The sequence below is a fragment of the Rothia sp. 27098_8_27 genome, assembly GCF_041432805.1.
In the GTDB taxonomy this organism is placed as follows: domain Bacteria; phylum Actinomycetota; class Actinomycetes; order Actinomycetales; family Micrococcaceae; genus Rothia; species Rothia mucilaginosa.
In genome coordinates, this window is record NZ_JAPWAJ010000001.1 from 487,550 (window position 1) to 502,257 (window position 14,708).

The 14,708-nt window shown below is 58.9% G+C and carries 8 protein-coding genes; 3 read left to right on the forward strand and 5 right to left on the reverse strand.

What is annotated here, in order from left to right; translation table 11 throughout:
- Nucleotides 1-211: 211 nt before the first annotated feature.
- From O3675_RS01800 to O3675_RS01820, 5 genes are all read right to left on the reverse strand, one after another.
- Nucleotides 212-2,026, reverse strand: a complete 1,815-nt coding sequence (locus tag O3675_RS01800) for a propanediol dehydratase (protein WP_371570590.1) — start codon at nt 2,024-2,026, stop codon at nt 212-214.
- A 297-nt stretch (nt 2,027-2,323) separates the two neighbouring features.
- A complete protein-coding gene (locus O3675_RS01805; protein ID WP_371570593.1) occupies nt 2,324-4,294 on the reverse strand; it encodes an adhesin in 1,971 nt (656 codons plus the stop codon).
- A 718-nt stretch (nt 4,295-5,012) separates the two neighbouring features.
- Complete coding sequence (locus O3675_RS01810; protein WP_371570595.1) at nt 5,013-6,899, reverse strand: LPXTG cell wall anchor domain-containing protein; 1,887 nt, start codon at nt 6,897-6,899, stop codon at nt 5,013-5,015.
- Between the two features lie 538 nt (nt 6,900-7,437).
- Nucleotides 7,438-8,238, reverse strand: a complete 801-nt coding sequence (locus O3675_RS01815) for an SDR family oxidoreductase (protein ID WP_005505741.1) — start codon at nt 8,236-8,238, stop codon at nt 7,438-7,440.
- Nucleotides 8,239-8,364: 126 nt separating this feature from the next.
- Nucleotides 8,365-8,679: a penicillin-binding protein gene (locus O3675_RS01820; protein WP_070676636.1), complete on the reverse strand. Its 315-nt coding sequence runs from the start codon at nt 8,677-8,679 to the stop codon at nt 8,365-8,367.
- Nucleotides 8,680-9,218: 539 nt separating this feature from the next.
- Here O3675_RS01820 and valS point away from each other — a divergent pair.
- From valS to O3675_RS01835, 3 genes are all read left to right on the forward strand, one after another.
- Nucleotides 9,219-11,951 (forward strand): valine--tRNA ligase, encoded by a 2,733-nt coding sequence (gene valS, locus O3675_RS01825; protein ID WP_049363081.1) that lies wholly within the window; start codon nt 9,219-9,221, stop codon nt 11,949-11,951.
- A gap of 530 nt (nt 11,952-12,481) precedes the next feature.
- Nucleotides 12,482-12,883 carry a hypothetical protein gene (locus O3675_RS01830; protein ID WP_154099625.1) on the forward strand — a complete coding sequence of 134 codons (402 nt, stop codon included), beginning with the start codon at nt 12,482-12,484 and terminating at the stop codon, nt 12,881-12,883.
- Between the two features lie 182 nt (nt 12,884-13,065).
- Nucleotides 13,066-14,640 carry an LssY C-terminal domain-containing protein gene (locus tag O3675_RS01835; protein ID WP_371570598.1) on the forward strand — a complete coding sequence of 525 codons (1,575 nt, stop codon included), beginning with the start codon at nt 13,066-13,068 and terminating at the stop codon, nt 14,638-14,640.
- The last annotated feature ends 68 nt before the right edge of the window (nt 14,641-14,708 follow it).

A 14,708-nucleotide genomic window follows, 5' to 3' on the forward strand; every position in this document is an offset into this window, starting at 1 on the left:
AAATATATTCCCCAGAGTGCACCAAAAAGAGATTTTTACACCACCCCAAAGCGCACCAGACCACCGCGCAATAGAGTCAAACATCCGGGCGCACAGAAGGCGCCCCGCCAAACACGCACCCACACGGCACGCACCCGACAGAGCGCCTCCCACTCAACAAACTCCCCTACAGAGAGCCACGCCTCACAGCGCTAAGCAACAAATAGCTGAACTACTCAGCACCCAGCTCCTCAGCACCCTCAAGGCGGCGACGATACACATTAACCGCAACAGCAGTACCCACAAAAGCAACCGAACCCAGCAGAGCAATACTCAGCGGCAAGGTACCCTCCGGCAGCGGGCCATTATCCTGAGCGCTCGCCTCCAGCTTCGAACCGGCAGAATCACCGCGCGACTTCGAGCTACGCGTATAGAAACTACCCGAACCTGCAGCACCCACATTCTCCTGAGGCGAAGCAACAGTCACCGTCTCCCCCTCAGTAGACTGGTAACCCAACAGGTTCACCACGGTACGCCCCGGCAACATCACCGCATAACCAGACATCACCATCGTCGAAGGAACCACCGCAGTCTCAGCCACAGAACTACGAGCCTGCGCGGTAATCGCACGCGCCGACTGCTGCGCCTGCACAATATAGCCCAGAGCGCTATCCACCGAGGGAATCTTAGCAACAGAATCAGTCACCAAATCTTGAGCATCCGCAGAGGCACCTGAAGAATCCACAGCGCTCACGCGCCCCGAAGGGGCCGAAGGGCTCACACGCTGATTCGCATCAGAAATCATCGGGATCTGCGGGTGAACAACAGTATTCGTAGGCTTCGGAGCCGGATCAACAGGAACCGCACGCTGAATCACGCTCACACCAAAAGCACTGGTCGCCATGAGCTGCAGCTCCTCAGTGGAGTTACCACCCACCACAACCACACGGTAGCGCTTACCCGCATTCAAAGAGGTACCGGGAACCTTCAAATCAGCAGAGAAAGAAGCATCAGTCACCTGCTGAGGGCTCACATGCGTGGTCGCCAGCGGCGAACCCACGGCACCGCCGTCAGCAGGCATCTCAAAGACCATCACATCATACCCCAGGCCACTCTCCGCAACGTTCCTAGCGCGCACGCTAATCGGCTGCAGCTCATCCGATCCGCGCAGCTCTGCGGTAGAAATTTCCAGGGTCGCCTCACGGGTCTCCGCGGGAGCCCGATCGGAGCGGGAGTGCACCAGCAGACGATCCTCGGTCACCTCAGTGGGCGCCGCATCATCGGTAGAAGAACTCACCGAAGCAGAAGCACTGGCAGACGCACTCACCGAGGCGCTAGCAGATGCACTCACAGAAGGACGAGCCGAAACTTTCTGCGATGCAGACGGCGCCTCAGAAGGTACCGGGGCGACCGTCGGGCGCGGGCTATCCTTCGCGGCGCTCGGGGATGCACTGGGGTTCAGGGACACCTCGGGGGCAGGATTCGCCTCCACGCGGTTAGCACGGGGAACGCCAGGGGTGTCAGGGAAGAAAATGTTCTGGCGGCTCGCCAGAATCTCGTCAACGGTCGCACCCTGTTCGGGCATGAACTCAACCGAGACGGTGTCATTGGTGCGCAGGTTCAGCACCTCAACCATGTACGGCTGCTCAATGTTCAGGCGCTGGTGAATGCTAACTTCCAGGGCGCCCTCATCGTTCAGAGAGGCAGTCATCTGGGAGGCGGGCACGGTCATTGCCGCCACGGGACCGTCATCAACGGAAATAGCGATCAGGCGAACCTTCAGATTCTCCAAAGAGGTTACGCCGGTCAACGAGAGCAGGGTGTAGTCCTTGCTCTGAGCTACCAGATCCAGGGTGGTATCGTGGCTGACTACGTCGGTGGCGACAGCGATGGGAAGTTCAGGCTTCGGGGGTTGCTGAGTCTGCGCGTGAGCGGCAGATGCAAAGGTTGCGGGGGCCAGAGTTGCAGGCGCGACGGAGCCGCCCAAACCGAGGGCGGCAGACGCTACTAGCGCCGCGCCGCGAGCAGTTCGCTGCGTGGAAAACATGGTCACCTATTTTCGTGAGTGAGTGTGATGAATCGTCGTGTGACTCCTGCGCCCAAAGGTCGGAAGTAGGCGCAGAATAACGGTTCTCTCATATCGGTGACCGGAGGCGCTTCACAGCGACTCCTCACCCCGGGTGAACGAGGTGATAAAGAGTGATAGTACCGTCTATAACAGCACTCTAAATTATAGGTATAACCTTAGAAAAAGTTAAAGATGTAGGGATGCCCGAATCTTGCATATCGGACATCCATACATCTATATGAATATTTTGCCTAGTGGGGCAATAATTACCCCGTTTTAGTGGCGAGAACTGAGCCGCATCTCACTACGGCGACGGCGACTCAAACGCATACCGGCAAGCAGTGACAGCGATCCAGCGGCACTAATGACCAGCATATTGGAGGCGCCAGTAGCCGCCAACTGCTCGCGCTTCTGCTGGGCGCCAGAGGCAACCTTCTGGGAGCCAGATGCTTGTGCTTCGACCTTCTGTGCAGAGGCGTTCTGTGCAGTGACATTCTGCGCGGGAGCACCCTGAACACCAGCCGGAGCGTCCTTCTTCTGCTCAGCACCGCTCTCCCCCGCCTTCTGCTCGGTAGCGGAAGCCTGATCAGCCACAGGCTCAGTAGGCGCCGAAGCATCGACCGCGGGAGTCTCGACCGCGGGAGTCTCGGCTGCGGAAGTGTCGGCTACGGGAGCCTCGACAGTGGGCGCATCCTGCTCAGGGGCTGGGGGCTGGCTATCCACGCTATCGCGCTCGACAGTAAAGCCGCCATTGACCATGCGCACAGTACCCTGCTCATCCTCCGCCACAGCACTCACACGGTAGGTGGTGCCGGGCTTGAGTGCCGAGCCAGGAATTTGCACCTGGGCAGTGAAAGCACCGGAGGCATCAATCTCAGAGACATCAGCCGAAGCAATCACGCCGCCGGTTGCCACACCGTATTCGTCGACAGCACTAACCATCAGGTGCACTGTGCCGACACCGGTGAAGCCCTCGCCACGCAGGGTCAGGGTCTTAGCTGAGTCGTTTTCAGGAACTACGGTCTCTTCTACGTGCAGGCGGGCGGTCATCACGGGGTTAGAGGTGTTGTTCTGTTCTTCAGTGGTGTCGTGGACGCGGTCAAAGACGGTATTGCGCGGCAGGCTGTAGTGGCGGCGCGGGTCATCCTCGGGCAATACGTGGTCGAACTTCTCGACGGGGCTCACAGCAACTACCTGCTCAGAATCAACCTGGGCGTTCTGCGCGGGCTGCGCTTCCTCTGCTGGCTGCTTCTTCTCGAACTGTGCCTGCTCCGCCATTGCACGCTCAGCGGTAGCAACCGGAGCGGAGCCATTCTGTGCATTCCAACCATTCATGAAGGGAACCTCAACTTCCTGGGCGGTGTAACCATTAGCGGCAGAGGGCGCAACCTCAACGCTCAGCACATAGCGCAGGTCTTCGTGAACAGCCTGCACTTCTTCCAGCCTGGATCCGGGCACTTCAATGCCATCCAGGAGGGTGCCGTTCATAACGTCGGCGCGCGCGGGAGAGGCAGCGAGCAGAATGCGGTTACCTTGGCTATCCAAGGCGTAGACGTAGGTCATCACTTCAAATGCCTGCGCTTCACCCAGGCCGGTAACCTTGTAAACCACCAGGTTCTTCTCCTGTGGAATTTCCATCTGGCCCGAGAGAATCTGAGCATTCAGCGGCTCATCCTGAGTATTTGCGGGCAGCAGCTCCAGCGGTGCAGAGGAGTTGTAGGAGGGATCCTCCGTCGCGTAGCCCTTGGCAGGGTCAACCACGGCAGTTGCGACAACGTACTGCTGGTTGGGGTCGAGGGTACCTGCGGGCAGGGTCAACTGGGTGCTGAAACGGCCACCGTCCACATCGAGTTCGGGCACGAGGGTCATCGTCACTGCGGAGCCGCGGCCCAGTGCGTAGAGGGGGTACTGGCGGTATTCGCTCACGTACACTGCCACACCGTAACGTTCAACGGCACCGCCGGTGAAGCCTTCACCGGTGACGGTGATGCTCTGGGAACGTGCCGGGTTAATGACGACGCCCTGCTCCACATACACCTGCGGGGAGGTTTGGGTGGCAACGTTTTCGATGGGGGTCGCGTTTGCTGCGGAGGGGGGATTGTCGGGTTCTACCGCAGTCGATGAAGCAATTCCGCCAGTATTCTGCACCTGCACATCTGCATGCGCAGCACCAACACCGGTAACGGACAGGACGGATGCAGCAATAGCGGCTGTTGCACGGGTTTTTGAGTGAGCGGGTTCGGGCATGGAACACACCTTTTCTGTGAGTGTGAACGATACCCTCCGGAGGGTGCCACGGATCGAAGCTGGACGGGTGCCTCTTCGGGAATGAACGCTATAACGTACGGACTAGCCATAACGTTCATGTAATGGTGGAAGTTACCGCGAAGGGAATCGCTCTATTTATCGGTAATTCCACACTAACAATACTTTTCTTGTTATTGCTGTAAAGACGCTTTACGTCCCGACTATTTTCCTGTGCAATAACCCACACAGCATATTTTTTACTCTCCATAACATCACCAAGAGCACTCAAAATGCATGGACTAGGCGAAATTTTTCAACTCTCCCTTGAGGCTCAAGGTTTTATTGCATGCATATGCAGTTTTAATGGATTTGAGATAAAAATATTCTGCACATTCATGCATTTAATTTATTTCTTTTAAGTGAAAAAATGCAGGTCACAGCGCCTTTTCCCGCACATTGATTAAAAGCGTGCATACCAATAACCACACACAAAATAAGTCGACAAAATCATTCCGTTACGTCAGTCTGCACCCCTCCCCCCAGCCTGCAGCACACGCATTACCGCACAGCCCCCTCCCGGATCCAAAGAACAGCTCAACAAAAACTGCTGGCACGCAAAAGTGCCGCCAATACCCTTTCAGAGTATTGGCGGCACTTGAATCACTCACCTTGCGGCGAGTATCAGATATTCAGAGCCTAGCCTATAGAGGCTGAGCTATTAGAGGCTGCGGCGGCGCAGGAGCATCAGTGCGGCACCAGCAATCAGAGCTGCGGCGCCAACGCCTGCGATACCTGCAACGCCCTCAGCACCGGTGTTAGCCAGCTGCGGCTTCGAGGAAGCCGAAGAAGAGGTCGAAGTCGAACCCTTGGTGCCGGAGACACCTACAGTGTGGCCCTTGGAGCTAGAGGAGGTAGCAGCGGATGCGTTACCAACCTTAGCCTTGGGTGCCTGAGAAGAAGGCATGCGGGTCTCGGTTACGACAACCGAACCATCTTCGCGCATCTCAGCGGTGAAGACGCTGGTGGTGCCGTCGCCGTTATCGCGAACGGTGGTGTTCTCGTCCTCGGTAGCTGCCGGCAGGGTCGGTGCGGGGTTGTTCGCATCGCTCACGGTAGCGGTGGTGACTGCCACCTGGTGTACCGGGCCGTTGGGGTCGCTGGTTGCCACCATTGCGTAGGCGTAACCGGGCTGCAGCAGTTCAGCAAGAACGCTGACTTTGACGCGGAAGGTGCCGTTCACGATTTCAGAAGCGGGCACATCGTGGGTTGCCAGAGCATCACCGGTGATGTTGCCGTTTGCATCCAGGCGGAAGATAGCAATCTGCACACCGTTAGCGACGGACTCGTGGGTGAAGCCGGAGCCGTTGAAGGTCAGAACGTTGTACTGGTCGTTCGGATTCAGGGATGCATCCTCGGTGGTGAGGGTTGCATTCTCGGGTGCTGCGGGAGCCTCAGGAGCGGGGGTCTCGGTCTGCTCGGGTGCCGGGGTTTCAGCCTTGGGTGCTTCCGGAGCAGGAGTTTCTTCCTTGGGAACCTCAGTCTTGGGAGCCTCGGGTGCCGGGGTCTCTTCGGTCTTGGGGGTCTCCGGTGCCGGGGTTACGGGAGCGGGAGTCTCGTCAGCCTTGGGGGTCTCAGTCTTGGGAGCTTCAGGGGCGGGGGTCTCTTCGGTCTTCGGAGCTTCGGGAGAAGCGGAATCGGTGACCTTGAAGGAGGAGAGAGCCACGAGCTTCTGATCGGGCTGACCCTGCGGGTTGCTGACAGCAACCAGAGCGTAGGATGCGCCTGCGGGCAGCTTGCTTGCCTCAACAGTGAAGGCGGTCTTGAAGGAGCCGTCCTGAATCTGATCTGCAGACACAGAGACGGTAGCGATAGCATCGCCGGTGACCTGCTTGTTTGCATCCAGTGCGTAGATGCTGACCTGAACGCCGGGGCCAACCTTCTCACCGTAGAAGCCGGTGCCAACAACGTTCACGGTGTTGAACTGCGCGTCACCGGGGAAGTGAGCATTCTCAATAACGACGGAGGGATCAGCCTGCTTTGCCTCGGGAGCCGGGGTGGAGGGGGTGGTCGGCTCAGGGGTTGCCGGAGTGGTGGGCTCGGGGGTTGCCGGAGCAGTGGGGGCAGGAGTTTCTGCCTTGGGGGTCTCGGTTGCGTCTGCCTTGGGGGTCTCAGCCTTGGGAGCTTCGGTTGCCTCGGCCTTGGGGGTCTCTGCCTTGGGAGCTTCGGTTGCAGGAGCAGTGGGGGCAGGGGTTTCAGCCTTAGGCGCCTGGGTTGCCTCAGCCTTGGGAGCCTCAGCCTTGGGAGCCTCAGCCTTAGGAGCCTCAGCCTTGGGAGCTTCGGTTGCCTCAGCCTTAGGGGCCTCAGCCTTAGGGGCCTCAGCCTTAGGGGCCTCAGCCTTAGGTGCCTGGGTTGCCTCAGCCTTGGGGGCCTCGGTTGCATTGCCACCGGGCAGGGAAGAAGTCTGCGTAGTTGCCTTCTGATCGACAACCTGCTGCTGGTCAGCGGGTGCTTCTGCCGCGAAAGTTGCCGGGATTGCTGCCACGGAACCGGCAGTAAAGGCTGCCGCTGCTGCGATCTTGTAAACGCGACGGGTAGTCTTCGACATTTTTCCTCGATCTCTGATTATCGGTGTTGAACCTACCGTGGTGCGCCCCCGTCTTTGAAGGTGCAGTAGGCCCATACATGGGTGTGACTGCTAAAAGGCTAGCATTTGCCCCTGGACGTTTAGCATGCTTACCGCCATCTTTGCCCAACTGTAACGAAATCGTTATAAAACCACCCCTTAAGTTGAGGCTTAATGCAGACCAATCCGGGAATTTTACGCCCATCTACTGACACACGAAGGCATATAACCCTATCTTTTGATTGCATTTGAAGAAAATATAGGGTGTTCCATAGGTGATTTAGGCTCACCATTTTCATCTAAGTGAACCTTAAAGTCTCACGTACCACTTTATAGTTCCCTCAAGCTTCCCTTCACACTCCTCCCCTGCCTCTCAATACCCCACGGGCACCTTCATGCATGTCTTCTCTACACGCCGAGAACACAGAGAAACACCCCACCCGCATCCAGATAGGGATGCGGGCGGGGCTACCAAAGTCAAGGCCTCACTGAGGTTCAAGCGTCACGGTGCGCCGCGAGCTCAGCTCTCCTTGCGAATCACCTTGAACTGGCTCGGCTGGGCCACCGGGCGAATCGTAATACGGTCAAGGTTCACGTGGTGCGGAACGTTCAGTGCAAAGGTCACGGTCTGCGCCACATCCTCGGCGGTCAGCGGCTTCTCAACACCCGCGTAGACGCGCTCGGCGGCTTCCTTGGAACCCAGACGATTTAGGGAGAACTCCTCGGTGTGCACCATGCCCGGGCAAATCTCAATCACGCGAACGTTATGTTCCGCTTCTTCCAGGCGGAGCGCCTCGGTCAGGCCGCGAGCGCCGAACTTCGCCGCATTGTATCCGGCGCCACCCTCGTAACCGTGCTCGGCTGCAGTGGAGGTCAGGTTCAGGATCGTGCCGTGACCGTTCAGGCGTAACGCCTCCGCGAAGGCACGCACCATGTGCAGAATACCGAGCACATTCATCTGGTACATCTTCAAATAATCGGTAGGCTTGCCGTCGGCAACCTTATCCACGCCAATAGCACCACCGGCAATATTGACCAGGGCGTCAATGGTGCCCTGCTCCTCCAGAATCTGCTCGGCGACAAAGCGCACGGAATGCTCGTCGGTCACGTCGCAGGTCACCGGGTGAGCGCCGGTCTCCGCATAAAGGGTGTAAAGACGGTCGGTGCGACGAGCCAGAGCATAGACGGTCCAGCCACTTGCTACTAGCTGCTGTACGGTGGCTCGACCAATACCGCTGGATGCGCCGGTCACCACGGCAACTTTGCCGTCGCCGGTATGAGGCAAGAAAGGAGATGCAGGAATGTGGGTGTTCTCAGTCATACTTTAATCCTAGTAGAGTGATGCCCGCGGGTGCTCTGTTCGAGCAGACTCGCGGGCATATATTTTGAAATTTTCGATAGTGAGATAGATGGCGGTACCACAACTGCGCGGCGCTCTGTCAGGCTACTACTTGCGGCGGCGAGGCAGACCCCAACGGCTCCTACCGCCGTCACGGAAACCGAGACGGTGCTCAAAATACACGGGCGAGCTACTACCAGTCTTGATCGTGTCCGGAGGGACCGCACCCTCACGCGCCGACAACAGGTAAAGAGCCGCGGCGCCGGGCATGAACACAAGCAGGGGTAGCACGAACCGCATGCGCGCCTCGCCGTAGCCGCTACGCACCGTCAAATGCCAGAGGCACAACGCCACCAGCGTCAGGTGCAGTATCAGCAGAACGGTTTCAGGCGTACCCAAACCAAAAATACTCAGAGAACTCATTGGCAACTCCTCAAAGGTCGTGTATCTATCAGTCTACGCCGCGCCCGCTTTGCTGAGAAGGATTCGTGGGTATTGATACTGCAGATTTTCGCGCCTACACTGCAGGTAATCGAGGGCAGTATATTAGGGGTACCTCTCCCCCATTACCGTTTCCACCGAGTTTGCCGCTGAACCGCCAATTACTCCTCATATAGGGAACCTCCACATGACAGCAATACCGCACCAGCGCATCACCTCTCTTAAAGAGCAGCGCCAAGCGCTCCAGCAGCGGGCGCGCACTATCCGTGCCACCGCCGGAACCCCCTACAGTTCCGAGGTGCACCTGCTGCTGGGGCAGAGCTACCTCGACCCCGCCAGCTGGCAAGAGCTCACCGCCTCTACCGGGGTACGCGCCGCAGTACGCAGGGCACAATTTGCGCGCCGATACAAGCCCCTCCTGGCGCGTCTAGAAGCCGCCATCGAGCGGTACGAACAGGCAAGCACAGCGCAGAATTCCCCTGGAGCTGAGAGAATGCCGTGAATATGAGAAAATAGCCGTTATGGCTGAAAACATTTTGGGCTCAGACTCGCCCGTACAGATTAACGTTCCCGACCGCCCCGCCCTCGAAGGCCTCGAAGAGAAGCTCTCGCAGCGCTGGGCCGACGAGAAGACCTACGCATTCGACGAGAACACCACTCGCGAACAGGTCTACTCCATTGACACCCCGCCGCCGACCGCATCCGGCTCCCTGCACGTGGGTCACATGTTCTCCTACACCCAGACCGACGTCATTGCACGCTACCAGCGCATGACCGGCAAGAACGTGTTCTACCCCCTCGGCTGGGATGACAACGGCCTGCCCACCGAACGCCGCGTTCAGAACTACTACGGCGTTCTCTGCGACCCCTCCGTGGCAGACAACGACTCCTTCCGTGACCTGATCACTTGGAAGGCAGACGGCACCCCCAAGCCCGACCGCAGCCAGGCAAAGTGGCCGCGTATCTCCCGTAACAACTTCATTGAACTCTGTGAAGAGCTCGCGGTTGAAGACGAGAAGGTCTTCGAAAACCTCTTCACCACCCTGGGTCTGTCCGTTGACTGGTCGCGCACCTACCGCACCATCGACGCACACTCCCGCAAGGTCTCCCAGCTCGCCTTCCTGAAGGACCTGGAAGCAGGCAACGCCTACATGGCTGAAGCACCGACCATGTGGGACGTCACCTTCCGCACCGCAGTGGCACAGGCTGAGCTGGAAGACAAGGAACGCCCCGGCGCGTACCACCGCATCAGCTTCCACCGTCCCAACGGCGAGAAGGTCTGGATTGAGACCACCCGCCCCGAGCTGCTGCCCTCCTGCGTGGCTCTCGTGGCGCACCCGGACGACGAGCGTTACAAGCCGCTGTTCGGCACCACCGTCACCTCCCCGCTGTTCGGTGTTGAGGTCGAGATTAAGGCGCACCCGCTGGCACAGCCCGACAAGGGTGCCGGTATCGCCATGATCTGTACCTTCGGTGACACCACCGACGTCACTTGGTGGCGTGAACTGCAGCTGGACACCCGCGCCCTCATCGGTCGCGACGGCCGCTTCTCCCGCGAAACCCCCGAGTGGATCACCTCCGCCGAGGGTCGCGAGCGCTACGAGCGTATGGCAGGCACCACCGTCTTCACCGCGCAGAAGACCGTCGTGGAAATGCTGGTTGAGGCTGGCGAAATGGACGGCGACCCCAAGCCGATTACCCACCCCGTGAAGTTCTACGAGAAGGGCGACAAGCCCCTCGAAATCGTTGCTTCCCGCCAGTGGTACATCCGCAACGGTGGCCGTGACGCTGCACGCCGCGAGAAGCTCATCGAGCGCGGCCGTGAGATGAACTGGTACCCCTCCTTCATGCGTAGCCGCTACGAGAACTGGGTTGAGGGTCTGAATGGCGACTGGCTGATTTCTCGCCAGCGCTTCTTCGGCGTTCCCTTCCCCGTCTGGTACCCGCTGGACGCTGAGGGCGAGCCGGACTACGAGAACCCGATTCTGCCCACCGAAGAGATGCTGCCGGTTGACCCCGCATCTCAGGCTGCTCCCGGTTACACCGAGGATCAGCGCGGCGTAGCGGGCGGCTTCATCGCTGACCCGGACGTTCTGGACACCTGGGCTACCTCCTCCCTGACCCCGCAGATTGCGACCGGCTGGGGTGTGAACCCGGACCTGCACGCGAAGACCTTCCCCATGGATCTGCGCCCGCAGGGTCACGACATTATCCGTACCTGGCTGTTCTCCACCGCTGTTCGCGCGGAGACCCTGGCGTCCTCCGTGCCGTGGTACAACACCGCGCTCTCCGGCTGGATTCTCGACCCGGACCGCAAGAAGATGTCCAAGTCCAAGGGCAACGTTGTGGTCCCGAACGAGGTTCTGGAGAAGTACGGTTCGGACGCTGTGCGCTACTGGGCTGCTTCCGCTCGCCTGGGTGCTGACACCGCCTACGACGAAGGCCAGATGAAGATTGGTCGCCGCCTGGCGATCAAGCTGCTGAACGCATCCAAGTTCGTGCTGAACCTGGGCGCTACCGAGAAGTCTGTCATTACTTCTCAGGCTCAGGGCCGCGTGCTCATCAACGCCCTGGACCGCTCCCTGCTGGCTCGCCTGGCGTACCTGATTGAAGAGGCAACCGCAGCGTTTGAGAAGTACGAGTACGCTCGTGCCCTGCAGATTTGCGAGAGCTTCTTCTGGTCCTTCACCGACGACTTCGTTGAGCTGATTAAGGACCGTGCGTACGGTGCTCGCGGCGAAGAGGAGCAGGCTTCTGTTCTTGCCGCACTGGCAACCACCCTGGATGCTCTGCTGCGTCTGTTCGCTCCCTTCCTGCCGTTCGTGACCGAAGAGATTTGGTCCTGGTGGCGTGCAGGTAGCGTACACCGCGCCGAGTGGCCGCAGGCACTGCCCATCCTGGAGGGCACCCTGCTGGCTGAGTACTCCGCACAGAACCCGACTGCTGGCATTTCTGCTCAGTGGGTCCTGGCGGACGCTGACCCGGCTCAGATTGAGTCGCTCAAGCAGATCCTGCCGGATGTTGCTGAGGCTCTGGGTGGTCTGCGTAAGGCTAAGAGCGACGCGAAGGTCAAGCAGCGCACCGAGGTTGAGTCCGCTACTATTGCGGCTCCTCAGGCTCAGCTGGATCGCATTGCCGCTGGCTTGGCTGACCTGAAGGCTGCCGGTAACGCTCGTGAGCTGTCCCTGGTGGCAGCTGAGGGCGAGCTGGAGGTTCGCGATGTTGTACTCGTTGTGGAAGAAGCAGCTGAGTAATCGCGTCTTAGCGTTTTATCGCTTGATTTTATGACGCCACTTTGGTGTTGGTAACGGGGCGGTACTGGTTTTCAGTACCGCCCCGTTTTCTGTGCCTGCGGCTCGTTGTAGCTCGCCGGGTGTGAGGCCCCGGCTGCGGACTTATACGGTGCTGACTTTGTGTTTTATCTCTGTGGGGCCCGCAAGTACCTGCATCTGATTCGAAGAGCTTCCCTGGCTCCCTTCCCCAACGATGTGGGTTTAGCCTGCTAATCTGTGGGGATTCTGTGGGATTTCCAACCCCTTTTTTATATTCATCAATGTGCAAAGAGCATAATCAACCTTATGAGATTGACTGTCACTTTATGTATGATTGTTGATGCGAGGGTTTTACCATCAGGAACAACCTTCTATTCAACTTCAGCAACAGACAAATCACCGGTACGAGTAACGACATACCCCGACCAACCGCACGACAGTAAACCACCCGTCAGACGCAGCGATGCGTCCTGACTCTGACCCGCGCCAAAGTAGGCGCACCCATAATTACTATGAATTCACACTCTTCATCTTCCGGATTACCGCAAGAGCCTCAGGCGAGGCAGAGCTCAACCCCGAGCACGCCGCCAGGAGCACAAGCCAACATTTCCCCCGATCAGCTTCAGCACTATCACACGAGCCTGAACGAGTACATCAGCCAGGCACGTGAACACGCCCAGGCGCTGCGTGCCAGCTACACCAACGAAGTGTATGAACTCTGGCTTCAGCATATTTCCACCAGCGCCGCCGCCGATGAGGCGAGCATCGCCTCCGGTTCGTTGACCGCTCAGCAGCTTGAGGAGCTGACCCGCAAGTGGGTGCGCCTCATGCGTGAAAGCCGCGATATGCTGCACCACGAAAGCTCCATTGCCGCCGCACGCGCCGCTGTGGAGGCTAAGCCCCTCCCCGAGTAGGGTCACCCTTTATTTCTTTCGCGCGGCAACGCCAGCACTCCGCGTTGGTACCGCGTTTTTCTGCGGCGGGGCTATCGAGCCAAGCGATTAAGCCCTGCCCGGAATGCGTACTTCACACAACCTGCCCCTTGCTATAGTTATGGATATTCAAAGACTCTAACTATGTTGCAGAAAGGGCGGGAATGTCCCACCAAAAACGCGTCCTGCGGCCTATCCGTAGCGATGTTGCTCCCCCAGTTACCTCGCCACCGGTCTACCGTGGTGATATTGACGCGCGCGGCACGGCGCAAGACCTCGTCCCGCGCAGCTTGTGGGTCGATTTCTGGGACACTCTCTTCTTCATCTTCGCCGGCATCGCGGCACTCGTACTGACCTTCATGATTCTGGCGAATACGGTCGGCCACTCTTTTTGGGGTTTCCCCATTGCCTTCATTTTCTGGGCGGTCACCGCGTACCTGACGCTACCGCGTTTTCACGCCATCATGACCCGCATCTATGTGCCCGACTACTTTATTGGGCGCACCCGCACCCCGGACGGTCTGCTCGGTGACCCGGTCAATATCGGTCTGATTGGAACCGAGGAGCAGATTCACCAGGTCATGCAGGACGCCGGCTGGACCCGCGCTGACGACGTCACCCTCGTCTCCTCGTGGAAGATTATTATCTCCACCATCACCCGCCGTTCCTACGCGGAGGCGCCGGTCTCCCCGCTAAAAATTTTTGGTAAGACGCAGGCTTTCGCCTACCAGAAGGAAGTGGACGGCAACCCCGAGAAACGCCACCACGTGCGCTTCTGGAAAACCCCGAACGGCTGGCTTCTGCCTGGTGGTCACCAGGTGGATTGGTTAGCGGCGGGCACCTACGACTCCGGTGTGGGTTTCAGCTTCTTCACCCTGCAGGTCACGCACCGCATCGATGCTGAAACCGACTTTGAACGCGACTACATTGTGGAGTCCATTCAGTACGCCCACCCGGAAACTCACGTTGAGATTCTGCACGATTTCTCCTCCGGCTATCACGCCCGCAACGGCGGCGGCGACGCGATCCGCACAGACGGCGCGCTCCCGGTCATCGTGCTGAACAATGAGGGACTGGAGCCACAGGAGCAGGAAGAAATTCACCTCTCCAGCGCCCACGACCTGGCCTACCGCATGCCGCTGAGTCTGCTGGTCGGTTCGGGTATGCTCATCGCCGTGACCCTCGCAGACATTATCAACAGCGTCATTCTGGCGCTCAGCCGCCCGGCTCTGCGAGCCAAGCTGCTGGAGGAAGGATCCGGCGACGATCTTGATTTGCTGAGCCTATTCGATCAGGTGGATAGCGACGTGCTGCTGACCATCACCAGCGCGGTGTTGGTGGGCTTCGTAGCCGTCTATTCTGCGGCCCACCTCTTCCTGCTGTGGAGCACGCTGCGCGGCTCCTCCAAGGCTCGCCGTCTGGCCCTGCTACTGACGGCGCTAAACTTCATGGCGATTACCGGCGGCGTGCTGTGGGGGCACCACTCCCTGCCGCTGTCCACGATTTTCTTCCAGCTGGGCGTTGCGGTGTTCGCAATGTTGGCGTTCACCTCGGACGAGGCGGTCCAGTACACCGCGACCCGCACCTTCCACATGCGCGACACGAAAATCGTGCAGCGCGCGACGCACCCGAAGGTTCTCGAGCACAGGGCACAGCGCAAGGCTCAGAAAGCACAGAAGACGCACAATGCGCAGAAGGCACGCAAGGCTACCTCTGCAAGTAGCGCTCACCGCGCGTAGATTGCACGTTTCAGGGATTGCACGTTTCAGCGCAACATAGTGAATAGAAAAGTACCGCCCGGTCAGTA